The sequence below is a fragment of the Pannonibacter sp. I15F10I1 genome, assembly GCF_900185665.1.
GTDB classification, from domain to species: Bacteria; Pseudomonadota; Alphaproteobacteria; order Rhizobiales; family Stappiaceae; genus Pannonibacter; species Pannonibacter indicus.
Window position 1 is genome coordinate 106,771 of sequence record NZ_FYAN01000015.1, and the last position, 21,498, is coordinate 128,268.

At 66.3% G+C, this 21,498-nt stretch carries 21 protein-coding genes and 1 pseudogene; 5 read left to right on the forward strand and 17 right to left on the reverse strand.

Translation table 11 applies throughout. The annotated features are described in order from the left end of the window. Positions 1–107: 107 nt before the first annotated feature. Positions 108–1,064 carry a sugar-binding transcriptional regulator gene (locus IF10I1_RS11150; protein WP_050473733.1) on the reverse strand — a complete coding sequence of 319 codons (957 nt, stop codon included), beginning with the start codon at positions 1,062–1,064 and terminating at the stop codon, positions 108–110. A 229-nt stretch (positions 1,065–1,293) separates the two neighbouring features. On the opposite strand from IF10I1_RS11150, the gene IF10I1_RS11155 reads away from it, so the two are divergent. Together IF10I1_RS11155 and IF10I1_RS11160 are read left to right on the forward strand one after the other, a co-directional pair. After that, a complete protein-coding gene (locus IF10I1_RS11155; protein ID WP_186392322.1) occupies positions 1,294–1,557 on the forward strand; it encodes a helix-turn-helix domain-containing protein in 264 nt (87 codons plus the stop codon). Between the two features lie 11 nt (positions 1,558–1,568). Continuing rightward, the gene (locus tag IF10I1_RS11160) at positions 1,569–2,813 is read left to right on the forward strand and encodes a type II toxin-antitoxin system HipA family toxin (RefSeq protein WP_186392323.1); all 1,245 of its coding nucleotides are present in this window, start codon (positions 1,569–1,571) and stop codon (positions 2,811–2,813) included. Here IF10I1_RS11160 and IF10I1_RS11165 read toward each other — a convergent pair. The 9 genes from IF10I1_RS11165 to IF10I1_RS11205 all read right to left on the reverse strand — a co-directional run bounded on the left by IF10I1_RS11165 (position 2,810) and on the right by IF10I1_RS11205 (position 11,593). Then, positions 2,810–3,973: a saccharopine dehydrogenase family protein gene (locus tag IF10I1_RS11165; RefSeq protein ID WP_186392324.1), complete on the reverse strand. Its 1,164-nt coding sequence runs from the start codon at positions 3,971–3,973 to the stop codon at positions 2,810–2,812. The genes IF10I1_RS11160 and IF10I1_RS11165 overlap by 4 nt on opposite strands. An 18-nt stretch (positions 3,974–3,991) precedes the next feature. Continuing rightward, positions 3,992–4,771, reverse strand: a complete 780-nt coding sequence (locus IF10I1_RS11170; protein ID WP_305790723.1) for an amino acid ABC transporter ATP-binding protein — start codon at positions 4,769–4,771, stop codon at positions 3,992–3,994. A gap of 11 nt (positions 4,772–4,782) precedes the next feature. Beyond that, positions 4,783–5,448 (reverse strand): amino acid ABC transporter permease, encoded by a 666-nt coding sequence (locus IF10I1_RS11175; protein WP_058900953.1) that lies wholly within the window; start codon positions 5,446–5,448, stop codon positions 4,783–4,785. Between the two features lie 128 nt (positions 5,449–5,576). Then, positions 5,577–6,497 carry a 4-hydroxy-tetrahydrodipicolinate synthase gene (gene dapA, locus IF10I1_RS11180; protein WP_123195912.1) on the reverse strand — a complete coding sequence of 307 codons (921 nt, stop codon included), beginning with the start codon at positions 6,495–6,497 and terminating at the stop codon, positions 5,577–5,579. Between the two features lie 18 nt (positions 6,498–6,515). Then, positions 6,516–7,259: a 4-hydroxy-tetrahydrodipicolinate reductase gene (locus IF10I1_RS11185; protein WP_186392325.1), complete on the reverse strand. Its 744-nt coding sequence runs from the start codon at positions 7,257–7,259 to the stop codon at positions 6,516–6,518. A 78-nt stretch (positions 7,260–7,337) separates the two neighbouring features. After that, positions 7,338–8,771: an aldehyde dehydrogenase family protein gene (locus tag IF10I1_RS11190; protein ID WP_186392326.1), complete on the reverse strand. Its 1,434-nt coding sequence runs from the start codon at positions 8,769–8,771 to the stop codon at positions 7,338–7,340. Next, positions 8,768–10,153 carry an FAD-dependent oxidoreductase gene (locus IF10I1_RS11195; protein WP_186392327.1) on the reverse strand — a complete coding sequence of 462 codons (1,386 nt, stop codon included), beginning with the start codon at positions 10,151–10,153 and terminating at the stop codon, positions 8,768–8,770. Before IF10I1_RS11195 ends, IF10I1_RS11190 begins: the two co-directional genes overlap by 4 nt. Continuing rightward, entirely contained in the window at positions 10,143–10,415 is a 273-nt protein-coding gene (locus tag IF10I1_RS11200) for a 2Fe-2S iron-sulfur cluster-binding protein (protein WP_186392328.1), read from the reverse strand. The genes IF10I1_RS11195 and IF10I1_RS11200 overlap by 11 nt, the downstream gene beginning before the upstream one ends. Continuing rightward, complete coding sequence (locus IF10I1_RS11205) at positions 10,412–11,593, reverse strand: FAD-binding oxidoreductase (RefSeq protein WP_244284674.1); 1,182 nt, start codon at positions 11,591–11,593, stop codon at positions 10,412–10,414. The genes IF10I1_RS11200 and IF10I1_RS11205 overlap by 4 nt, the downstream gene beginning before the upstream one ends. A 149-nt stretch (positions 11,594–11,742) precedes the next feature. On the opposite strand from IF10I1_RS11205, the gene IF10I1_RS11210 reads away from it, so the two are divergent. Together IF10I1_RS11210 and IF10I1_RS11215 are read left to right on the forward strand one after the other, a co-directional pair. Continuing rightward, positions 11,743–12,672: a LysR family transcriptional regulator gene (locus IF10I1_RS11210; protein WP_186392329.1), complete on the forward strand. Its 930-nt coding sequence runs from the start codon at positions 11,743–11,745 to the stop codon at positions 12,670–12,672. 750 nt (positions 12,673–13,422) lie between these two features. Beyond that, complete coding sequence (locus tag IF10I1_RS11215) at positions 13,423–14,247, forward strand: transporter substrate-binding domain-containing protein (protein ID WP_058900961.1); 825 nt, start codon at positions 13,423–13,425, stop codon at positions 14,245–14,247. 233 nt (positions 14,248–14,480) lie between these two features. Here the strand turns inward: IF10I1_RS11215 and IF10I1_RS11220 are convergent, their stop codons facing one another. The 6 genes from IF10I1_RS11220 to IF10I1_RS11245 form a co-directional block, all read right to left on the reverse strand. Then, positions 14,481–15,260 carry an aldolase/citrate lyase family protein gene (locus IF10I1_RS11220; RefSeq protein ID WP_186392330.1) on the reverse strand — a complete coding sequence of 260 codons (780 nt, stop codon included), beginning with the start codon at positions 15,258–15,260 and terminating at the stop codon, positions 14,481–14,483. Beyond that, entirely contained in the window at positions 15,260–16,075 is an 816-nt protein-coding gene (hpaH, locus tag IF10I1_RS11225) for a 2-oxo-hept-4-ene-1,7-dioate hydratase (RefSeq protein ID WP_186392331.1), read from the reverse strand. The genes IF10I1_RS11220 and hpaH overlap by 1 nt, the downstream gene beginning before the upstream one ends. Before the next feature lies 1 nt (position 16,076). Further along, on the reverse strand, positions 16,077–16,970 hold the full coding sequence (locus IF10I1_RS11230; protein ID WP_186392332.1) for a fumarylacetoacetate hydrolase family protein: 894 nt from the start codon (positions 16,968–16,970) through the stop codon (positions 16,077–16,079). 341 nt (positions 16,971–17,311) lie between these two features. Further along, the gene (gene hpaD, locus IF10I1_RS11235; protein WP_186392333.1) at positions 17,312–18,292 is read right to left on the reverse strand and encodes a 3,4-dihydroxyphenylacetate 2,3-dioxygenase; all 981 of its coding nucleotides are present in this window, start codon (positions 18,290–18,292) and stop codon (positions 17,312–17,314) included. A 59-nt stretch (positions 18,293–18,351) separates the two neighbouring features. Next, a complete protein-coding gene (hpaE, locus tag IF10I1_RS11240; RefSeq protein ID WP_186392334.1) occupies positions 18,352–19,866 on the reverse strand; it encodes a 5-carboxymethyl-2-hydroxymuconate semialdehyde dehydrogenase in 1,515 nt (504 codons plus the stop codon). 2 nt (positions 19,867–19,868) lie between these two features. Then, entirely contained in the window at positions 19,869–20,273 is a 405-nt protein-coding gene (locus IF10I1_RS11245; RefSeq protein ID WP_186392335.1) for a 5-carboxymethyl-2-hydroxymuconate Delta-isomerase, read from the reverse strand. A 463-nt stretch (positions 20,274–20,736) separates the two neighbouring features. Between IF10I1_RS11245 and hpaR the strand changes: the two genes are divergently transcribed. After that, positions 20,737–21,225, forward strand: a complete 489-nt coding sequence (gene hpaR / locus IF10I1_RS11250; RefSeq protein ID WP_186392336.1) for a homoprotocatechuate degradation operon regulator HpaR — start codon at positions 20,737–20,739, stop codon at positions 21,223–21,225. 152 nt (positions 21,226–21,377) lie between these two features. On the opposite strand, the pseudogene IF10I1_RS11255 reads toward hpaR, so the two are convergent. Beyond that, positions 21,378–21,498, reverse strand: a pseudogene (locus IF10I1_RS11255) (ISAs1 family transposase); the annotation flags it as partial.

The following is a 21,498-nucleotide window of genomic DNA, read 5'->3' on the forward strand; positions in this document are numbered from 1 at the left end:
ACTCGTGGGCAATTACTCACTTTGAGCGCGCAAAATGTCAATCCGGATTCCATGCTGCGATGCCGCAAGGATCAGGTAAGAAATTGATATGGCTTGGGAAAAAAATCTTACGTGCGGGAAAGAAGGTGCCGGGCGGCCTCTTCATCGGTGATGAGGCTGTTGATATGCCCGCCCCGCACGGCGGCGAGGATCGCCGCATGCTTGCGCTTGCCGCGGGCGATGCCGGTGACGGTGGAGGTCTGGCGCGAGGGGATTTCGAGGCTGGCGACCCGTTCGTTGACCGGGTGATCCAGCAGCTTGCCATCCGCGCCGAAGATCCAGCCGCAGATCTCGCCCGCAGCGCCCGCGCGCAGGATGTCTTCCATCTCCTGCGGTTTCAGGAAACCGTCCACCAGCAGCGGTGCGCTCATGTTCATTTCGCCGATGCCGACGAAGGTGACATCGCTGCAGTGCCCGAGGGCGATGGTCGGGGCGACGAGGGGCTGGCTGTGCAGCAGCTTGCGTTCTGCCGGAGAGGAAACGATCACCGGCAGCGGCATGGGGAAATGCGGTGCCTTCACCGCATCGGCCATGGAGAAGATGACGTTGAAATAGGCGGCCGAGCCGTCCGGGCTGATGTTGCCGGTGAGCGAGACGATCTTGTGCTGCGGGCAGTCCAGCGGCGGCAGCTGATCGATCACGGCCCGCAGGGTCCGCCCCGTGCCCATGGCAATGACGAGCGGGTCGCTCTGCTTCAGCCAGCGCTCCAGCTGGGCGGCACCGGCTTCGGCAACGCCGACCGTGGCCGATTCTGCGGCCGGATCGGTGGGCACGATCTCCACATCCTTGAGGCCCCAGCGCGCCTTCACCGCTTCGGCCAGTTCCAGGCAGGCGGCGATGGGGTGGTCGAGGCGCACCTTGATCAGCCGTTCGGCCACCGACAGCGACACCAGCCGCTGCGCGCTCTGGCGCGAGATGCCCATGGCGGCGGCGATTTCGTCCTGGGTGCGGCCCGCGACGTAATAGAGCCAGCCGGCCCTTGCCGCATCATCCAGCCTCGTCTGCCCTTCGCCACGTTTCGCCATGAAAGCTTTCCCCGTCTCTGGCGACAGTGCTGCCAATTTTGCCCGCCGCTGTCAAATCGGCCGCTGGCGCGGATGATGCTACAGAGCGGTATCCTTGGAGGCGAAGAGTAGAAGAAAGATACCTTTCTGTATCTTTTCTACGTGTTCAGTCTCAATGCTACAGAAAGGTATCATCTTGTGGTGCTCAGCTCATGATGCTACAGATGTGTAGCAGAGCGGCGAGGTTCAGATGGCATTGTCTCCGGCGGAAGAGCGGCTGGCACGGGAATTTGGCGCGGCTATCCGGGCGCGGCGCAAGGCGCTGGCGTATACGCAGGCGGATCTTGCGGGCATGATCGGCACCAACCGCCGCTTCATCAGCGAGCTGGAACGGGGCAAGGGCACCAGCCATCTCGGCCCAGCACTCGCCGCCGCCGAAGCGCTCGGCCTGCGCATCGGCGCGCTGCTGGCGGGCCCGCTGCAAACCTCTCCCAGTCCGCTTCCGCCTTTGTAAGGAACTGAGCCTTGCAGCTTTTTTACGAGCGCCATCTGGCAGGCAGCATCACGGAGCGGGACGGGCGCGCGCCGGTCTTCTGCTATGATCCGGACTGGCTGGGGCAGCCCTGGGCCTTTCCGCTGTCCGTGTCGATGCCCTTGCGGGCAGAGCCTTACGGCTGGCCGGTTCTGGGGCCGTGGCTTCTGAATCTGCTGCCGGAAGATGCCGACGCGGTGCGGATGATGGCCCGCATTCTGGATGTGCCGCACACGGATGTGCTGGCGCTGCTGGAGCGCGCGGGGCGCGACACCTCCGGTGCCTTCTCCTTCGCCGGGCGGGGCCTGACCACCTGCGAGGTGCGGGAAACCGGCTCCGAAGCGGATCTGGAGCGCATCATCTCGGAGCTGCCCCGCAAGCCGTTTCTGGCCGGTGAGGACGGTGTGTCCATGTCGCTGGCCGGGGTGCAGACCAAGCTGTCCGTGCGCGTGCTGGAGGATGGGCGCCTTGCCATTCCGCTCAATGGCACCGCTTCAAGCCACATCCTGAAGCCGGACAGTTCCCGCCTCTGGGGCAATGTGCAGAACGAAGCCTTCTGCCTGACGCTGGCGCGCCTTGCCGGTCTTGACGCCAGCGACGTCACCACGGGCCGGGCGGGAGAGCGGACCTATCTTCTGGTCCGCCGGTATGACCGTCTGGCGCAGGGGGAGCATCTGCGGCGGCTGCATCAGGAGGATTTCTGCCAGGCGCTCGGCCTGCCGCCCTCCGCCAAGTATCAGCACAGTCAGGCGCCGGGGCCGAAGGGTAGCTTTGCGGCGATGATGGACCGGCTGCGCGCCGCCGGGGGCGGCGCGGATGTGTTGCGGCTGTGGGATGCCATGGTCTTCAACGTGCTTGCCTGCAACACCGATGCGCACATGAAGAATTACTCCCTCATGATCGGTCCGGACGCGGTGGCGCTGGCGCCGCTTTATGATGTGCTCTGCGCAAAGGTCTGGGACGGCATCACGGAAAACCTGGCCCTCGACGTGGCAGACAAGCGGCGCGGCAGCCACATCGAGGGCCGCCACTGGCAGCGCGAGGCCGAACGCTGCGGGCTTGCCCCGCGCGCCGCCGTTGAGCGGGTTCGGTCGCTGGCCGGGACGGTGATGGAGCAGCTGGATGCGGCAAGGCAGGCCGTTTGCGCCATGCCCGCAGGGGATCATCCCCTCATGGACGAGGTGCAAGCCGCCATCCTCACCCGCTGCCGCACCGTTCTTGGCTCGCTGGATCGCTAATACGGCGCCCCAGCGCTGCCGCTGAGCAGCGGGGCGAGGTAGGGGCCGGTGAGCATGGCGTCCACGTCGAGCGAGGCAGGGTCGAGCATGCCCGTTGCGGCCAGTTTGCCGCCGGAAAGGCCGCTGATCAGGGTGGCGGCATAGGCGGTGGCCGTGGCGGTGAGGGCGTTGACCGCTTCCCTGCCAGCGCCGCCACCATTGCCTCCGCCATTGCCTCCACCTGTGCCGAAGCCTGCGGGGCCAAGCAGGGGGCCATGCGGGGGGCCGAAGCGCAGGCACTGGGTCCGTTCCACCGGCTGGCGGCCGCGCATCGCCTTCACCGTCAGCATCACATGCAGCACGTCATCCTCCACCACCGGCAGCCCGTTGCAGAGCAGCGATTTCAGCATGTCGCGGCGCTGGCGCAGGCCAAGGTCATCGAGCAGAAAGCGCATGTAATCCAGATGGCCGGGATAGCGCAGGGTCTTGAAGGTGACGCTGCGCGGGGAGAACCGGGCCACCGCATCCAGATCCCCCAGCCCGCCCGACGTGGTGAAGGCCTCGAAGGCGACGCCATCGATGTTGAGGCGCTCGTAATCCTCCAGCGGTGACAGTTCGGTGCTGCGGCCTTCGCGCAGGGCGGTGCAGGGGCGGGTGTATTCGTCGATCAGCCCGTCCACATGCCAGATCTGGCCATAGCCCAGCCGGTTGGCGGGATAGCGGGGCAGAGCGCCGACGCGGATGATGAGATCGGACACCGGCGCATAGCGTTTCAGTAAAGCGCAGGCGAGGGTTCCGGCAAGGCCGGGCGACACGCCGCAGCCGGGCAGTACGGCGCGGGTTGCCGCCAGATCCTCCAGCGGCTGGCGGGCCGCTGATGGCGTGGCGATGAAGTCGAGATAGTGGACGCGGGCGCGCCGGGCAGCCTCTGCCACGGCGGCGACGGCGCTGTCCGGCACGGCGGCCACCACGAGATCCTCGCCCGCCAGAACCGTGTGCAGCTCCTCCCCATGGCACAGGAGGCGTGTTTCCAGCGGCGCAGTTGCGTGGCGCAAGCCGTCGAGCGCATCCTCGGAGCGGTCAAGCACCCGCACCCGGAAGCCGGCATCCTGCGCCAGCAGAGCGGCAAGGGCCGTGCCCACCCGCCCTGCACCCACGATAGAGATCTTGAAGCCGGACATGGCTTTCTTGCCTTTCTGTCAGGGCCGGAAACGGGCCACAAACGCCTGGAGACGGGGATTTTCCGGGTTGAGGATGACGCTGTCCGGCGTGCCGCTTTCGGCAATGACGCCCTGGTCGAGAAACAGCACCCGTCCGGCAACTTCGGCGGCGAAGGCCATTTCGTGGGTGACGATGGCCATGGTCATGCCCTGTTCGGCGAGCGAGCGGATGACGGCCAGAACCTCGCTGACGAGTTCCGGATCAAGGGCGCTGGTCACCTCGTCGAGGAGTAGAACTTCCGGCTCCATCGCGAGCGCCCGGGCAATGGCCACCCGCTGCTTCTGCCCGCCCGAAAGATGGTTGGGGTAGGCCGCGTGTTTTTCGGCAAGGCCGACCTTCGCCAGCAGGTCCATGGCCAGCTCTTCGGCTTCCCGGCGCGGCCTGCGGCAGACGGTGACCGGTCCTTCGGTCACGTTCTGCAGCACGGTCATGTGCGGAAACAGGTTGAAGTGCTGGAACACCATGCCGACATGGCGGCGCAAGGTGCCGATGCCGATCTTGCCGGCACTGTCACGGAAACTGTCGCCCACCGGCTGCTGACGGAAACGGATCTCGCCGCCGGTCGGATGCTCCATGCGGTTGAGGCAGCGGATGAAGGTGGATTTGCCCGAGCCCGACGGGCCGATCAAGGCCACCACTTCGCCCCGGCTGAGGCTGAGGTCGAGGCCCTTGAGGACGTGGTGATTGCCATAGCTCTTCTGCAGCCCGGTGGCTTCGATCACCGGGCCTGCGGCGGCACGGCTGATTTCGCTGGTCATGCCCTTCTCCTTCAATCGCTCACGCGCAGCCGCTTTTCCACCCGGTCGGCGATCTGCGTCACGGGCAGCAGCACCGCGATGTAGAGGACGGCCATGACCGTGTAGGATTCGAGCGGGCGGTAGGTCTGGCCGTTGACGACGGCCGCCATATAGGCCAGGTCGGCCACCGAGATCACCGACACCAGCGAGGTGTTCTTGAACTGGATGACGGACTGGTTGATGAAGGACGGCAGCATCCGCTTCAGCGCCTGCGGCAGGATGATGCGCTGCATCGACTGCCAGGGGCTCATGCCGATCGCGGCGGCTGCCTCGCGCTGGCCCCGGTCGATCGAGACGATGCCGCCCCGGAAGATCTCCGCATAAAAGGCCCCGACATAGAGCGACAGGGTCAGCATGGCGGCCACCCGGTTGTCGATGGTTCCGCCCACCAGCAGCGGGAAGGCGTAATAGAACCACAGCAGCTGAACCAGAAGCGGCGTGCAGCGGAAGATTTCCTGATAGGTGCGGGCGGTGAGGTCTAGCACCTTCCAGCCGGACAGGCGCATGGCGCAGGTGAGAAAGCCGATCAGCACCCCGAACAGGATGGAGCCTGCCGTGTAGAGGACGCTGATCCAGAGCCCCCACAGGAACAGATCCCTGTACTGCCAGGCGGAGTGAAAATCCCAGGTGTAGGTCACGATCCGCCTCCTGTTCTGCCGGGGGCCGGCGCATGTGATGTGTCAGTCATTCTGGTCCCTCTGGTTCTTGTGTTTCTTGGCCGCCGGCCGGTCTTTCCGCCGCCGGGCATGGCAGGGGCTCTGCCGGGTCAGCAGGCGCTGCCGGAAAAGCTGCCGGATGCCGAGCCGAAACGGCTCAGAACGGCGGCAATGGTCTGGCGGCTCCGGTCGGAGACGGGCACCATCGGCAGGCGCATCTCGGGTCCGGCGAGATTGGCGAGGGCGAGAGCCGCCTTCACCGGACCGGGATTGGACTCGATGAACATGCTGCCGGCAAGCTCCGCGACCAGTTCATGCACCGCCAGCGCACGGGCCGTGTCGCCCTGTTCCCACGCCTTCACCAGTTCCACCATCTCGCGCGGGGCGATGTTGGAGACGACGCTGGTGACACCGCAGGCGCCCAGCGACAGGAACGGCAGCGTCAGGCCATCGTCGCCCGAATGAATGATGAGGCGGCTGCCGCAGGCCTGCCGCAGCTCCGTGACGCGTGACGGTGACCCGCCCGCTTCCTTGATGGCGACGATGTTGGCGTGCATGTCCATCAGCCCGGCGCAGGTTTCCGGCGCAATCTCGACGCCGCAGCGCCCGGGCACCGAATAGAGCACCACCGGCAGGGAGGTTGCCTTCGCCACAGCGCTGTAATGGGCGGTGAGCCCGGCCTGTCCCGGCTTGTTGTAATAGGGGGTGACGACGAGCACGCCATCGGCCCCGGCAGCTTCCGCCCGGCGCACCTTTTCCACGGCCTTTGCCGTGTCATTGGCGCCTGCGCCCGCAAGGATGAAGGCGCGGCCCCGGGCCAGTTCCACCGTCCGGCGGATCAGGTCTTCGGCTTCCGCATCGGACAGGGTTGCCGCTTCACCGGTGGTGCCCACGGGCACAAGGCCCGTGACACCGGCTGCAAGCTGGCGTTCCACCAGCGCGGCATAGGCATCATGGTCGATGCCGCCGTTGCGGAACGGGGTGACGAGGGCGGTGAAGACACCGCGGAAACGGTCAGAAAGCTGTGTCATGGGGCTCTCCCGTGGACGTCATGTGGTCTGGGTGTCGGCGAGCGTGTAACGCCCGCAGTCTGGTCTGGCCGTGCGGAGCCAGCTGGCGGCAGCCATTGCGCCTTCGGCGTAGGCTGCCAGTGTGTGAACCTGATAGGTGAGCGTCAGCCCGGCGGACCCCAGGTCAAAACGCACCTCGTTGATGCCGGTGACATCGCCCTCGCGGTTGACGGTGATGTCCGGTTCGCTCGCTGCAAAGCCCATGGCCTTGCTCCGCGCCTTTCGCACGGTTTCCGCCAGCCAGCGGGAGGTGCCGGACGGTTCGGCCTTCTTGCGGGCGTGATAGACCTCCCGCACCGTGGCCTCGGCGCCCGGCATGGTGCTGGCAAAGCGTGCCGCGCATTGGCGGAAAGCCTCAAAGCCAAGGGCGAAATTGGCGCTGATCACCATCGGCCGGTGGGCGGACCAGCCGGTCAGCTGGTCCTCCTGCGCCTTGGAAAAGCCCGTCGTGCCGATGACGCAGGGCAGCGGGCTGCTGCCGATCTGCTCCTGCAGCCAGAGCGAGGCGGCAGGGGCCGAGAAGTCGATGATCACATCGCAGCGGGTGTTCATGGCCGCCTCTGCGGGCCGGTATTCCAATGCGCCGCCCGCCACCGGCTGGCCCACATGGCGTGAGGTGGGCGAGACAAGCGCGGCCACCAGCTCCAGCCCCGGACTGGCAAGCACCAGTTCCACCAGCTGTGTGCCGACACGGCCGGATGCTCCGAAGATCGAGATCCGCATTGCTCCTGCTCCTCCTGCCAGCTCTTGCGATGCCGGCGCGTCATGCCTTGAAATTGCTCATGCCCTGCGTGGGCGGAGTCAGTCGATGACCACCTTGGTTTCGGACATCTCCCGCAAGGTGATGCGCACCCCCTCGCGGCCCAGCCCGCTGCGCTTGATGCCGCCGAAGGGCACATGTTCGGCGCGGAAGTCCGGCCCCTCGTTGATCATGACACCGCCCACCGCCAGCTCGCGGGAGAACAGCTTCACCAGCGCATGATCATTGGTGAAGACCCCGGCCTGCAGGCCATAGTCGCCCGCATTCACCTCGCAGATGGCGGCCGCCGGATCGCGGAAGCTGCGGATGGCGATGACCGGCCCGAAGGTTTCCTCGGCAATGACCGGGGCATCGGCAGCCACATTGCGCAGGACCGTTGGGGCCACGAGCGTGCCCTCGCGGGTGCCTCCGGCCAGAAGCTTTGCGCCGTCCGCAAGGGTCTGGCTGATCCGGCTCTCCACCAGAGCCGCGGCCGCCTCGTCGATGACCGGGCCCATCACCGTCTCCGCCAGCCGGGGATCGCCTGTGCGTATGCGTGCGATTTCGGCCAGCAGCCGGGCGGTGAACTCCTCTTCGATGTCCTCATGCAGGTAGAGCTTCTTCACCGCAGCGCAGCTCTGACCGGCGATTTCAAAGCGGTGGCCGATGGCCGTCGCCACGGCCCGGTCGAGATCCGCATCCGGCAGCACGAACAAGGGGTCATTGCCGCCCAGTTCCATCAGGCAGCGCACCAGCCCGCTGGCCGCCTTCAGCGCAAGCCCGGCAGCCGGGCCGCCGGTGAAGGACAGAAGGTCGATGGGCGCGCGGGCCAGCGACAGCGCCGTTGCGGCCCCGCCATGCACCACCTGGAACAGCCCGTCCGGCCAGCCCGCCTTTGCGGCGAGATCACAGAGCATGGCAGCGGCCAGCGGGGCTTTCGGCGAGGGCTTGGCGATCACCGCATTGCCCGCGGCAATGGCCGGCCCCAGCTTGTGGCACAAGAGGTTGAGCGGATAGTTGAAGGGTGTGATGGCTCCGACAACGCCCACCGGCTGATAGGTGACGGTGGCCAGCCGGTCGGCGCCGCCCTCGACGATGGCGCAATGCAGCGCCTCACCATCGAGGAAGGTGGCTGCATCGCCCGAGAGCCGCAGGGTGTTCTGGGCGCGGCGCACTTCATTGCGGGCTTCCGTGATCGTCTTGCCCATCTCGTTGCATATGGTCCGGGCCAGGTCTTCCGCATGGGCGGCAATCTGCGCGGCCAGGGCCTCCAGCAGCTTGCGGCGCAGCGCCGGGGTGGAGTGCCGGAAGTCTGCCTGTGCCTTGCGGGCGCGGGCGAGGGCGGCAAGAACCTCCGCCCCGGTGCTGACCGGCACTTCTCCGGCAAGCGCCCCATCAAAGGGATTGCGCACCTCGATGGCAGCAGCGCTGGCAGGAGAGAGGGTTGGGGAGAGAGTTGGGGAGAGGGTTGGGGCGGTCTGGACCGGCAGTGTCATTGTGTAGCCTCTTCAGCGTGGTCAGCCTTGCCGGGCTCAGGCCGGATCAGGCTGGAAATGGGAACGGGGCGGACAGGCCAGCGGTGGCCGGTGATCGTGGAAACGGGCAGGCTGCTGCCGGTCAGTTCGGCCACGGCGGCGGCGGTGTTGGCGGCGCAGAACCGGCCCTGGCAGGCGCCCATGGCAAAGCGCCCGTTCAGCTTCAGCTCACGGCCGGAGAGGCCGGGGGCGGCGATGAAAAGCTTGCGCAGATCGCCCATTGTCCTGCCTTCGCAGCGGCAGAGCATGGTGTCATCGGGCAGGCGGTTGAAATGCTCCTGTCCGTCTTGCGCTGCGAAGGCGCTGGCGATGAGGTCCTGAGCGGCTGCATCGCGGCGGGTGGCGGCGGTGAGACGGGATTGCAGGCGCTCCGCCGGTTCTGTCCGGCCCGCGAGCACGTCAAGGCAGATCTGCCCGGCGGCCTCTCCGCCGCGCGCCGCAGCCGGGGCGCCGAACGCTTGACGGCAATCCCCGGCATGCAGCACCAGCGGATGGCCGGGCGCATTTTGCGAACTGCCTGAAGGAGCAAGGCCGAAGCTGTTTTCGGCAAGGCCGTCATGCAGCGCGACGCGGTCTGCGGCCAGCGTATGAACCCGGCCTTGCCGGTCCTGCCACTGCGCCGCAAGGCCGTCTGCCGCCGCTTCGATGCCGGTCAGGCTTGCCCCCCGGTGCCAGGGCACGCGGGCGGTGAGAAGGGAGGCCACATAGCCCCCGGCCTCCAGACAGAGGCCGGGCCAGCGCAGCAGGCCGAGACCCGCACGGAGTTGCCGCAAGGGATCACCCGCCTCGATGACGGCCAGCGGCGGGCTGCCGAGGCGGACGAGCTGGGCGGCCACGGCCAGCAGCAGGGGGCCGGATCCGGCCAGAACGGTGCGGCCAGCCGGGGCTCTGCCCGTTTCCTTCATCATCACCTGCAGCCCGCCGGCCGTCACCACGCCGGGCAGCGTCCAGCCGGGGCGCGGCAGCACGCGCTCCACGGCCCCGGTGGCAAGGCACAGGATGCGGCAGCGGAAGGTCTTCACCTGACCGGCCTTCCGGTCCTCCAGCATGACGAGGCCGTCCGCATCGAGACCAAGATAGAGGTGTTCCGGCAGGCGCTGGATCGCGGGTGTGTTTTCAAGGCCTGCAAACAGCCGGTCCCGCAGGCGTTTCTGCGCTCTGGCGAGGGACACCGGCGGCACGCCGGGAATGGCGGTGCGGAAGATGGCGCCGCCGGGGCCGGGCCGCTGGTCCGCCAGCAGCACGCTGGCGCCGCCGCGCGCTGCGGTGAGGGCGCAGGCCATTCCCGCCGGGCCGCTGCCGATGACGATGACATCGTGAAAGGACTGGCCGTCAGCGTGCATCATTGCCTCCTGCGCTGGCCGGCGTCACCGGCCGCACCTCGCTGCCGCTGCGGGCGGGGGTGAGGCAGGCCTCGCGGATGGTGCCATCAACCAGCACGGCACAGGCCTGACAGGCACCGATGCCGCAGAAATAGCGGGCGGGCTGGCCATTTGCGTCTGTGCCGAGGTGCAGAATGCGGGCGGCTGTCAGCGCCGCTGCAATGGTTTCGCCCGGCCGGAAGGGGATGGTCTCGCCGCACCAGAAAAAGCTCGGGCCAGTCATGCGGCAAACCTCAGGCTGGCGAAGCGGTCCGGTGCGAAAGGCGCCAGATCCAGCTCCGGCTCCCGGCCGCAGATGAGCGCTGCCATGGCCTTGGCCACCACCGGGCCAAGGCAGATGCCGTCGCCCTCAAAGCCGGTGAGAATGTAACCATTGGTGCAGCCGGGCAGGCGCCCGGCAAGTGGAAGGGCATCGGCAACGGCGGTGCGCGCTCCGGCGAAGCTGCGCAGCAGCCGCAGGCGCGCAAGGCCCGGCACCAGATCCGCGGCCTGCCGCAGCATGGTGCTGACGGCCTCAAGGTCCGTCTGGCGGGTGTCGCCGTGGTCCTCACGCGTGCCGCCGATGAGAAACTGTCCTGTCCGCAGCGGGTCGATGACAAGGCCGAAGCCGCGCTGGTCCCTGGCGCCTGCCGCCTTCTGGCTGCCTTTCGACAGGAGATAGCGGCCCGACATGATCGAGCCCGGCATGCCCGCACTCAAGGCCCGGTCGCGCTCGGTGACCAGAAGCTGGCCCTTGCGCGGGGTCAGCACGCCGGAAAGGCCGAGCAGGGCGGAGGTGCCGTTGCCGGTGGCGATCAGCAGCGCGCCGGCATCCAAGGCGCCCTTGCTGGTGTGCACGCCGATGATGCGGCTGCCATCGGCGCAGGTCAGGAGGCCTTCCACCTTGCAATTGCGGTGAACCGTGGCCCGCGATGCGCTCAGCAGCCGGTGGACGACCTGATAGCCGATGGCGTGGCCCTCGCCATGCACTTCCAGCACAAGGCAGGCGGCGGGCGAAAGCGCGGGGAACCGGCGGACGATCGCGGGGCCGGAGAAGGCAGTGACCCTGATCCCGGCGCTGGCAAGGGCGGCCCCGTGCCGCTCCAGCACGGCTTCTTCCTCAGCCGTGGAGGCCACGATGAAGGTGGAGCGCTCGTGGAATTCGGCGGCCAGCAGCCCTTCCTGCGCCAGTGACCGGTAGAGCGCGATGCCTTTAAGGGCCGCGCTCATCAGCGGGCCCGGCCGCTTGCTGGCGACGGAGACCGCACCATCCGACGCGCCCGAGGCCCCGGCCGCAGGTATTGCCGCGTCGAGAACTTCGACGTTCAGGCCCTGCCGGGCGAGGAAATAGGCAGCCGCGCTGCCGGCAATGCCCGCCCCGGCGATGATGATGGGAGAAGTCTGCGCGAGCGGCGTGTCCACCGTCTGGTCCCCTTGTTCTGACTTGCGCCCAAGTGTGAGGCGGCAGACGGGGCAGCGTCGATACAAGAACACAGCATTCCCTGTTCCTGAATTTTGTATCGGCTAACTCATTTCCGGCCATTATGGCGGAGAGAGAGAGGTAGACCAGCATGGCCAAGATCAGCCTGACACTCATTCAGACATTCTACGAAGTCGCCCGCCACGGCTCGTTTTCGGGCGCGGCGCGGGAGCTCAATCTGAGCTATCAGTCCGCCGCCAATCATGTGAGGCGGCTGGAGCAGCTGCTGAACGGACGGCTGATCGAGACCGAGCAGGGCGCCAAGCGGATCATCCTCACGCCAAGGGGGGTGATGCTCTACAATCTGCTTTATCCGGAACTTGACATCATGCTGGAGCGGCTGACGAAGCTGATCGAGAACCAGCGGACCGCGCTGCGGGTCGGCATGCCGCAGGCGATCTTCTTCTATCTGTTCCCGAAGGTGCTGAGCCGCTTCCGCGCCCAGTTCCCCGACATGGAATTCGCCGTCTACGAGCGCGATACGGTGCTTGCCGAGTTGGTGAAGAACGGCAGTCTCGACATCTGCATCTCCGAACGCTACTTCGGCGATCCCGTCGTGCCGCAGCGGCAGCTTGGCACCTATCGGCTCAGTCTGGTCTATCCGCAGTCCTGGGGCGTCCCGCCCGAGGTGCGCGACATTCCCCGCTGGGCGCGGGACAAGCCCTTCATCACCTTCGAGCCGGGCCAGACCCTGCGCAATCTGACGATGGATTTTCTCAGCCGTGACGGGGCAACCGTCCAGCCAACGATCACCGCCTCCGGCAGTTCCAGCGTCAAGCGCTGCGTGGAGGAGGGGCTGGGCTTTTCGATCATCCCCGAATGGTGCCTGCTGCCCGAGGACCAGGGCATCACCAGCCTGCGCCTCACCAACCTGCCGGAGGTGCGGGTCTATTTCGGCACGGCCGGTTTCCTGCAGAAACATCAGGCCGTGCAGCAGCTGTTTGATGACTGCCGCAAGGAACTGGTCGGCCCGATCCTGGAGGCGCCGCGCGGCAGCGAGCTCAACTATCCGGTGCCGTAGGACGGACCGGCATTCAGGGCGCCCGCGCCACCTCTCCGCGCCGTCCCTCCGCGCTGCGCTTCAGCCTCTCCGTTGGGCACTGTGCCCGGTAAACGGCACAGAGTCACCCCGGCCAAGCGCAGCGCGAGCCGGGGCCTGCTCGTTTGCAGAGGGGTGCCGTTGTCCTGAGTGCGGCGACAGGCTCCCCGCCCGGAGCAAGCCTCCGCGCTGCGCTTCAGCCTTTCCGCTCTGGAAGTGAGTGGTTCCCGGATCTCCGCTCCGCTTCGTCCGGGACGACGCTGAGGGGGTGGTGAGGACAGTGTTTCTGTCGCTGGCTTCGCCTTGGTCACTGACGCAGCTCTGGCTTTGGCGGCAAGCTCCACAACCGGGCAACTGGCACAGAGTCACCCCGGCCAAGCGCAGCGCGAGCCGGGGCCTACTCATTTGCAGAGGGATGCCGTTGTCCTGAGTGCGGCGGCAGGCTCCCCGCCCGGAGCAAGCCTCCGCGCTGCGCTTCAGCCTTTCCGCTCTGCAAGCGAGTGGTTCCCGGATCTCCGCTCCGCTTCGTCCGGGACGGCGCTGAATGTATGGCGCGGCTCTGGCTCAGGCAGCGCTGCACATATAAAAAACAGGATAAGGGCGGCCTCTTCCTTAGCATTGTTCAATTCCGCGCCCCGGCTAGGCTGAAACCCGGCCAGTAGTGCTGCCGTTCCACTAGAAGATGTGGAGCAGGCAAAAGCAATTCCAGGGGAACAACGGAGGCCCGACAACATGAACTTTCTTGCAAAACTCTGCGGCATCGCCGCCATGGCGCTGGCAGCGGGAACCGCAGCAGCCAGTGCCGGTACGATTGATGATATTCGCGCCCGCGGTGTCCTGCGCATTCCGGCCATCCTCAATGAGGTGCCCTATTTCAACAAGGACCCGCGCACCGGTGAATGGCAGGGCTTCGTCATCGACATGGCCAGCGACATTGCCAAGACGCTGGACGTGAAGCTGGAAGTGGTGGAATCGAGCTGGTCCAACGCCATTCTTGACGTGCAGAGCGGCAAGGTGGACATGGCCTTCGCCGTCACCGCGACGCCGGTCCGCGCCATGTCCGTGTCCTTCTCGGATCCGACCTATTACAACAGCTTCATCATCGTGTCGGCCAAGGACGAGCTGACGGGCAAGACCTGGCAGGATCTCAACGACCCCCAGTACACCTTCGCGGTGGACATGGGATCGGCGCAGGACCTGATTACCCAGCAGTATCTGCCCAATGCCAATATTCTGCGCTTCAAGACGCGCGATGAAGCGATCATCGCGGTCACCACCGGCAAGGCGGATGGCCTCGTCAACACCATGCTGAACGGCCTGGTGATTTCGAAGAAGGCCCCGGCTGTTGGCACCGTGAAGGTTCCGTTGCCGGTGCTCTCGACCCCTTCCGTGATCGCGCTGAACTATGGCACCGACGAAACCTTCAAGAGCTTCGTCTCCGCCTGGGCCGAATACAACCGCCGCATCGGCAACAACCAGACCTGGATCGTGAAGAGCCTTGAGCCTTTCGGCATCACCTTGACCGATATGCCCGAGGGCTTCGGTTTCGGCGGCTGATCAGGGCATCGCCCGCAACACCACGCAGCGCCCCGCCACAAGCGGGGCGCCGAGGTCGATGACAGCACAAGAGCTCTCCTCTTTCGTCATGGCCGGGCTTGTCCCGGCCATCTGCAAGCCATTGATTTGGTTAGATCCTCGGCACAAGGCCGAGGATGACGATGGAGAGGCCGAATGTTTGTCAGCAGCCTGAGCGCCCCGCCACAAGCGGGGCGCCTTGCGTTTGGGGAGGCTTATCTCTCCGCCTCTTCCTTGAACCGCTCAAGCAGCTGGCGGGCGCCGGTGGCCAGAAGGCCGACGTCGTGGCCGATGGCGATGAAGGTGGCGCCCATCTGCCGGTAGGTGCGGGCAAGGGCAAGGCCGGTGCTCAGCACGCCGGCCGCCTTGCCGCAGGCGGTGATGCGGGCGATGGCATCGGACACCGCCGCCTGCACCTGCGGCGCGCCGGGGCGGCCGAGAAGCCCCATGTCTGCGGCCAGATCCGACGGGCCGATGAAGACGCCGTCCACCCCTTCGACCGCGCAGATGGCTTCGAGATTTTTGAGCGCCATCACGCTCTCAGCCTGTACCAGCAGGCAGATCTCGTCATTGGCGGTTTCCAGATAGCCCTCGATCCGGTTGTAATCCGAGGCCCGCGCCAGCGCCGCCCCCACACCCCGGATGCCGACCGGCGGATAGCGCACAGCCTGCACGAGGGCAGCGGCCTGATCGCCATCCTGCACCATGGGGATCAGCAGGGTCTGCGCGCCGATGTCGAGCATCTGCTTGATCATCCAGGCCTCGCCCATGGGCGGGCGGATGACCGCATGGGAGGGCGAACCGCGCATGGCGCGCAGCTGCGCGGCGAGCCGGGGCACGTCATTGGGTGCATGTTCGGCATCCAGCAGCAGCCAGTCATAGCCGGTTCCGGCGCAGATCTCGACCGCGGCCTCGCTGCCGATCGCCTGCCACAGGCCGGTCTGCAACTGCCCTTCGCTGAGGGCCTTCTTGAACGGGTTGACGGGCGCGGGCATCAGGCGTCTCCCTTGGCAAAATGCAGGCTGACGCTGCCATGCGGGCCGAAATCTGCGCTCACCGTGTCGCCGGGGCGGGCCTCAACGGGGCGGATGAACGAGCCTGCCAGCACGGTCTGCCCGGCCTCGATGCCCTCGCCATACTGCGCCAGCCGGTTGGCGAGCCAGGCGACGCCGCGCGCTGGCTGGTTGAGCACGCCCGCGCCAAGGCCGGTTTCCTCCACCTCGCCGTTGCGGCTGACGATGGCGCCCATCCAGCGCATGTCGGTCTGGTCCGGCCGCAGCGCCCGCCCGCCGGTGACGATCCCCGCGTTCGCCGCATTGTCGGCGATGGTGTCGCAGACATTGCGCGTCTGTTTTGTCAGCGGGTCCATCCGCAGGATGCGGGTGTCGAGGATCTCGATGGCCGGGGTGATGTAATCCGTGGCGTTGAGCACATCGAAGACGGTGACGCCCGGCCCCTTCAGCGGTGCCTTCATGATGAAGGCGATTTCCGCCTCGATGCGCGGCTGGATGAAGCGCTCCGGCGGGATCTGCGCCCCATCCTCGAACAGCATGTCATCCAGCAGCACGCCGGAATCGGGGATGTTGATGTTGAGCGCATATTGCATGGCCTTGGAGGTGAGGCCGATCTTCCAGCCGATGACGCGCCGCCCCGCCGCCAGCTTGCGCCGCACCCAGGCGGCCTGAATGGCATAGGCTTCATCCATGGTCATGCCCGGATGGGCGAGCGACAGCAAGCCGGTCTGGATGCGGCTGCGCTCGGCCTCGTCCAGCTTGGCGGCGGCTTCCTCGATCTGTGTTGCGCTCAGCATCTCACGCCTCCCTTGCCGCATCCGGCATTTCATCCGCGATGGTGTTGCGCAGCGTGCCAAGCCCGTCTGCGCTCACCTCCACCACATCGCCGGGCTTCAGCCACATCGGCGGTTCGGCCCGCGCGCCTGCGCCCGTCGGCGTGCCGGTCACGATCACATCGCCCGGCGCCAGCGTGGTGAAGGTGGAAATGTAGCTGATGAGCCGGCGCACCGGGAACAGCATCCGCCCCGTCCTGTCCTTCTGCCGCAGCTCGCCGTTCACCCGCGTCTGCAGGCGGATGTCCTCGATCTGGGCGGGGGAGGTGAGGGGCATCAGCCAGGGGCCCATGGAACCGGAGGCATCGAAATTCTTGCCCTGCGTGACGTTGAAACGCGCATGGCGCACCCAGTCGCGCAAGGTTCCCTCGTTGCACAGGGTCAGCGCCGCCACGTGGGACAGCGCGTCCGCCTCCGCAATCCGCCGCCCCGCCTTGCCGATGACCACGGCAATCTCGCCCTCATAGTCGAGCTGATGGCTCTCCGGCGGGCGCACCAGCGGCTGGCCATGGCCGGTGAAGGACCCGGCAAAGCGCACGAACAGCGAGGGATAGGCCGCCGCTTCCTTGCCGTCCTTGTATTCCTCGTTGCGGTCGGGAAAATTGACGCCGGTGCAGATGATCTTCTCCGGCCGGGTCACCGGAATGGTGAAGGTGATCTCTTCAAGGCTCATGTCCGGCGGGAGCCCGCCGTAGCCATCGGCAATCTCCGTCAGGCTGCCCTGCGCGATGATGTCCATCAGGCTGGAAAACCGGCCCTTCAGCCGCGCGGACAGATCAATCACCCCATCTCCCGCGACAAGACCGAAGCCCTCACGGTTGCCTGCGGTGCGGAAACTCAGAAAACGCGGCTGGGTCATGGCTGGTTTGTCCCTGTGGTCTTGGTCATTGGCTGGCTGCTGAACTGAGGCCTCTCCGCCCCCCTCCCCCTCGTGGGGAGGGGTTAGGGGTGGGGGGAAGGCCTTTCCGGCTGGCAGAGAATTCATTGATTTCATACAGCTGCATCCTCCGATGCCTCTTCAGGTATCTATCTGTCTTCCATACAGCTTTCGGCTCAGAGCCCCCCACCCCTTACCCCTCCCCACGAGGGGGAGGGGGGCGGAGAGGCCCTGCCACAGATCAGATGCGTCACTGCGGGCAGTGTCCGAGCCTGATGTGTGAATCCAGTAGCCCCCACGAGAGGGGCTGAGGCGCTGTGCCTTCACGGCGCGATGATCGGCTGGGCCTTCAGAAGCGGTTCCTGCGGGGTGGTGCCGGAGAAGAGGCTGCCATGCTCGAACCAGGAGCGGGGGGCGGGGGCGCCCCAGAGGGTCTGGCGCTGCGGGTCCTTCAGGTCCCATTTGATCGGCTCCAGATCCGGATCAACCGTCTGGTAGTCGGAACAATAGATCTCGATGCGGTGGCCGTCCGGGTCGAGGATATAGAGGAAGAAGGCATTGGAAATGCCGTGGCGGCCGGGGCCGCGCTCGATGCTGGACACCCAGCCGGTGGTGGACATGAGGTCGAGAAGATCGATGATGTTGAGCGGCGTCGGCACCCAGAAGGCGGTGTGGTGCAGGCGCGGGCCGCGGCCATTGGTGAAGGCCATGTCATGCACGCCGCCCTTGCGGTGCGTCCAGGCGGCCCAGAGCCGGCCCGTCTCCTCGTCCTCGGTATATTCCGTCACCCGGAAACCCAGCTCGTTGTAGAAGGCGACGGAGGCGTCCACATCGGGCGAGAAGCAGTTGAAATGGTCAATGCGCAGCGGCTTCACGCCCCGGTAGAGCGCATATTTCTGGTGGATCGGCGGCAGCCGGTCCATGCGGGCGTAAAATTCCAGCGGCGTGCCGAAGGGATCGCGCGTGCGGAAGGTGCGGGACTGGAAGGGCCGCTCCACCCACTCCACCGGCAGGCCTTTGCCCTTGAAGAACTGCGCCGCCCGGTCCAGATCCTCCTCCGAAAAGACCTTGAAACCGAGATCGCGGGCTGAGGCTTCGTCCGACTGGCGCAGCACGATGCAATGGTGGCCGCGCTCTTCCATGGCGCGCAGGTAGATGCATCCCGCATCCTCATCGGTGACCTGAAGCCCCAGCGTGTCCACGTAAAAGGCGCGCGAGCGGGCAAGGTCCGTGACGGCAAATTCCACGTGGCTGAGGCGCACGATGTTGAACGGCGGATAAAGGTTGGGTGCGGGAACGGGCATGACGGGTCTCCTCCCGGTCTTGCGGATATCTGGCGTAAACGGCGGCGGCGGCGGGCGGTTCAGCCGCCCAGCTTCGGGATGGCATGGGCGCCGGTGGCAAAGGCGATGTTCTTGGTTTCCATGTAGAAATCAAAGGACCAATCGCCGCCGTCGCGTCCGATGCCGGAGCTTTTCACCCCGCCGAAGGGGGTGGGCAGGTGGCGGATGTTCTCCGAATTCACCCAGATCATCCCCGCTTCCAGCGCCTGCGTGAAGCGGAAGGCGCGGGTCACGTCCGAGGTCCACAGATAGCCGCTGAGGCCATAGGCGACGTCATTGGCCAGTGCCAGCGCCTCCGCCTCGTCCTTGAAGGGAATAGCCGTCAGCACGGGGCCGAAGATCTCCTCCTGCGCGATGCGCATGGAATTGGCGGCATGGGTGAAGAGCGTGGGCGCCACATAACAGCCGCCGCCGGGGCCCTCCGCCTTCTCTCCCCCTGCGGCAAGGGTTGCGCCTTCCGCCTTGCCGGTGGCGATATAGTCCAGCACCTTTTTCTCGTGCACCGGATGGATCAGCGGGCCGATGACGGTGGCCGGGTCCAGTGGATGGCCGACCTTGATGCGCTTGGCCTTTTCCGCAACGCGCGCGGTGAATGCGTCGTGGATCGAGGCTTCCACCAGCAGGCGGGAGGACGAGGTGCAGCGCTCGCCGTTGAGCGAATAGATCATGAAGATTGCCGCATCGGCGGCCCGCTCCAGATCCGCATCGGCAAAGACGATCACCGGATTCTTGCCGCCCAGCTCGAAATGCACCCGCTTCAGCGTCGCCGCGCCCTGCTGCATGATCATCGAGCCGGTGCGGCTTTCGCCGACAAAGCCGATGGCCTTGATCAGAGGATGCTCGGTCAGCGCCCGCCCGGCATCTTCGCCAAAGCCGTTGACGAGGTTCCACACGCCGGCAGGAAGGCCCGCCTCCTCGGCGATTTCCACCAGCAGCCGGGCGGTCAGCGGCGACAGTTCGGCCGGCTTGTGCACCACGGTGCAGCCCGCCGCCAGCGCCGGGGCGATCTTCCAGGTGGAGAGCATGAAGGGCGTGTTCCAGGGCGTGATCACCCCCACCGGGCCAATCGGCACGCGGGTGGTGATGTTGACCTGACCGGGCGCCTGCAGCGCCTTGCCGTCGCGCGCTTCCGGGGCGCGGGCGGCGAAGAAGCGGAAATTCTCCGCCCCGCGCAGCGCCGCCTTGGCCATGAACTTCAGCGACTGGCCGGTGTCCATGCATTCCACCAGCGCGATTTCCTCTGCCCGCGCCTCGATGGCAGCGGCAATGCGATTGAGGATATCCCGCCGCGCCTCGCCGGAGAGTGCGGCCCAGGCCGGGAACGCCGCCTTGGCGGCCTTTGCGGCCCGGTCGATATCCGCCGCCTTGCCATGGGCGACGCGGGCCAGCACCTTGAGGTCCACCGGCGAGATGGTCTCGAACTGCGTGCCGTCCAAAGCATCCACATCCTCGCCGCCGATGCGGTTCTTCACGCCTGCTTCAAAGCGCGCCAGAAAGGCGCTCGCCCGGGCGATGTTGTCTTCCAGTGAGGGCATTGTCACTCTCCGGTTCCGGTCTGCATCTGGCGGATGCGGGGGTGGATGGCGTTGCGCTTCCAGCTGAGGGGCGCGCTGATCTCGCGGATTTCCAGCGACAGCATGAAATGCGGGCTGGCGAGCTGCGGCGCCAGAAAGGCGCAGGCCGCAGCGAAGATGGCCTCTCCAGCGCGCTGCCGGTCTTCCAGGCTGCGGCCCTCGCCCATGCGCAGGGACATGTCGATGAAGCCGTTCTGCGCCAGCCGGTCGGCCACCAGATGCACATCGCAGCGGAACCCGCGCACGCGCACGGCCCCCAACTCGAACAGCCCTGTCTCCAGAAGCGCGTCATGCAGGCAGCCCGCAAAGGCAGGCATATCCACCCCGGCCTCCAGATTGGCCGAATAGTCAAAGGACAGATGCGGCATGGTTCTCCTCCCGGCCGGCTTGATATTTAACACGTTAAATGATTTTGTGGGCCTGTCAACAGGGACAGTGTTTGCAGCGGGCAGCCAGTCAGGCTCCCCTTCCTCTCCGCCCCCCTCCCCCTCGTGGGGAGGGGTTAGGGGTGGGGGGCTCTGAGTCTGCAAGGATTTGAAAAATCGACCTTTTCTGATGAGGCGTCAGGAGGAGCAGCTGCCCATAATCAATAAATACCCTGCCAGACGGAAAGGCCTTTCCCCCCACCCCTAACCCCTCCCCACGAGGGGGAGGGGGGCTGAAACGCTGTGCCCAGCCACACAGATTGCAGTCTTTCTCCAATCCGTCTCCTGCCTCAGGCACGATGTCTGCATGCAATAGCCTCACGAGGGGGAGGGGGGCTGAAACGTTGTGCCGGTGTAACTCGGCTGCCGGTTTGCAAAAGCCGGTTTTCTGCCGCATAGAGAGGGCATGAAGCCTGCTGATCCTGCCCCGTCCGATCCTGATCAGGACGCGCTGCTGCCGCGTGACACCCGCCGCTCGCTGCCCATCGCCCTGCTGCGGGCGCGCGAGGCGCTGATGGCGCATTTCCGGCCCATGCTGGCAGCGCATGACCTGACCGAGCAGCAATGGCGGGTGATCCGCGTTCTGGGCGAGCGCGGCACGCTGGATGCCTCCGAAGTGGCGGACCGGGCCTTCATCCTGGCCCCGTCGCTGACGCGCATCATCCGCACGCTGGAAGAGCGCGGCCTGATCCTCAGGGAGCGCGGCGAGGCCGACGGCCGCCGCGTGATGCTGAGCCTCACGCAGGAGGGCCTGCGGATCATCGATGAAGTGGCCCCGGAAAGCCGTCAGATCTACGCCAGCCTCGAAGCCCGCTTCGGCACTGCCTGGATCGCCGACCTGCTCGACCGGCTGGAACGGCTGTCGGAGTTCAATGACGGGGGCGGGGAGGCCTGAGGGCTGCAGTGGCAGCCGTTGTGTCCACGGCACCACCTTTCAGCCCCATCCCCCTGGTCGGGCTACTGGGTTCACACATCAGCTTCCTGCACAGCCCACAATGAAGCATCTGATCTGTGGCAGAGCCTCTCCGCCCCCCTCCCCCTGCAGGGCTATCGCATATGGCTGATGAGCGATGTGAGGAAGTCCTCGTCCCATCCAGCTTTTTTGATTTTCCGCCTGATTGAGGCCTTGTCAGGATGGGAGCGGATGACGTTGAGGGCGATCTTTCGC

Bases quoted from the DNA above. Each gene is read 5' to 3' on its own strand.
- dapA (WP_123195912.1), bottom strand. From the start codon at position 6,497: ATGACACAGCTTTCTGACCGTTTCCGCGGTGTCTTCACCGCCCTCGTC.
- IF10I1_RS11165 (WP_186392324.1), bottom strand. From the start codon at position 3,973: ATGTCCGGCTTCAAGATCTCTATCGTGGGTGCAGGGCGGGTGGGCACG.
- IF10I1_RS11195 (WP_186392327.1), bottom strand. From the start codon at position 10,153: ATGCACGCTGACGGCCAGTCCTTTCACGATGTCATCGTCATCGGCAGC.
- IF10I1_RS11200 (WP_186392328.1), bottom strand. From the start codon at position 10,415: ATGACTGGCCCGAGCTTTTTCTGGTGCGGCGAGACCATCCCCTTCCGG.
- IF10I1_RS11190 (WP_186392326.1), bottom strand. From the start codon at position 8,771: ATGACACTGCCGGTCCAGACCGCCCCAACCCTCTCCCCAACTCTCTCC.
- IF10I1_RS11230 (WP_186392332.1), bottom strand. From the start codon at position 16,970: ATGACCCAGCCGCGTTTTCTGAGTTTCCGCACCGCAGGCAACCGTGAG.
- IF10I1_RS11215 (WP_058900961.1), top strand. From the start codon at position 13,423: ATGAACTTTCTTGCAAAACTCTGCGGCATCGCCGCCATGGCGCTGGCA.
- IF10I1_RS11220 (WP_186392330.1), bottom strand. From the start codon at position 15,260: ATGCCCGCGCCCGTCAACCCGTTCAAGAAGGCCCTCAGCGAAGGGCAG.
- hpaR (WP_186392336.1), top strand. From the start codon at position 20,737: ATGAAGCCTGCTGATCCTGCCCCGTCCGATCCTGATCAGGACGCGCTG.
- hpaE (WP_186392334.1), bottom strand. From the start codon at position 19,866: ATGCCCTCACTGGAAGACAACATCGCCCGGGCGAGCGCCTTTCTGGCG.
- IF10I1_RS11210 (WP_186392329.1), top strand. From the start codon at position 11,743: ATGGCCAAGATCAGCCTGACACTCATTCAGACATTCTACGAAGTCGCC.
- IF10I1_RS11185 (WP_186392325.1), bottom strand. From the start codon at position 7,259: ATGCGGATCTCGATCTTCGGAGCATCCGGCCGTGTCGGCACACAGCTG.
- IF10I1_RS11170 (WP_305790723.1), bottom strand. From the start codon at position 4,771: ATGACCAGCGAAATCAGCCGTGCCGCCGCAGGCCCGGTGATCGAAGCC.
- IF10I1_RS11155 (WP_186392322.1), top strand. From the start codon at position 1,294: ATGGCATTGTCTCCGGCGGAAGAGCGGCTGGCACGGGAATTTGGCGCG.
- hpaD (WP_186392333.1), bottom strand. From the start codon at position 18,292: ATGCCCGTTCCCGCACCCAACCTTTATCCGCCGTTCAACATCGTGCGC.
- hpaH (WP_186392331.1), bottom strand. From the start codon at position 16,075: ATGCTGAGCGCAACACAGATCGAGGAAGCCGCCGCCAAGCTGGACGAG.
- IF10I1_RS11245 (WP_186392335.1), bottom strand. From the start codon at position 20,273: ATGCCGCATCTGTCCTTTGACTATTCGGCCAATCTGGAGGCCGGGGTG.
- IF10I1_RS11150 (WP_050473733.1), bottom strand. From the start codon at position 1,064: ATGGCGAAACGTGGCGAAGGGCAGACGAGGCTGGATGATGCGGCAAGG.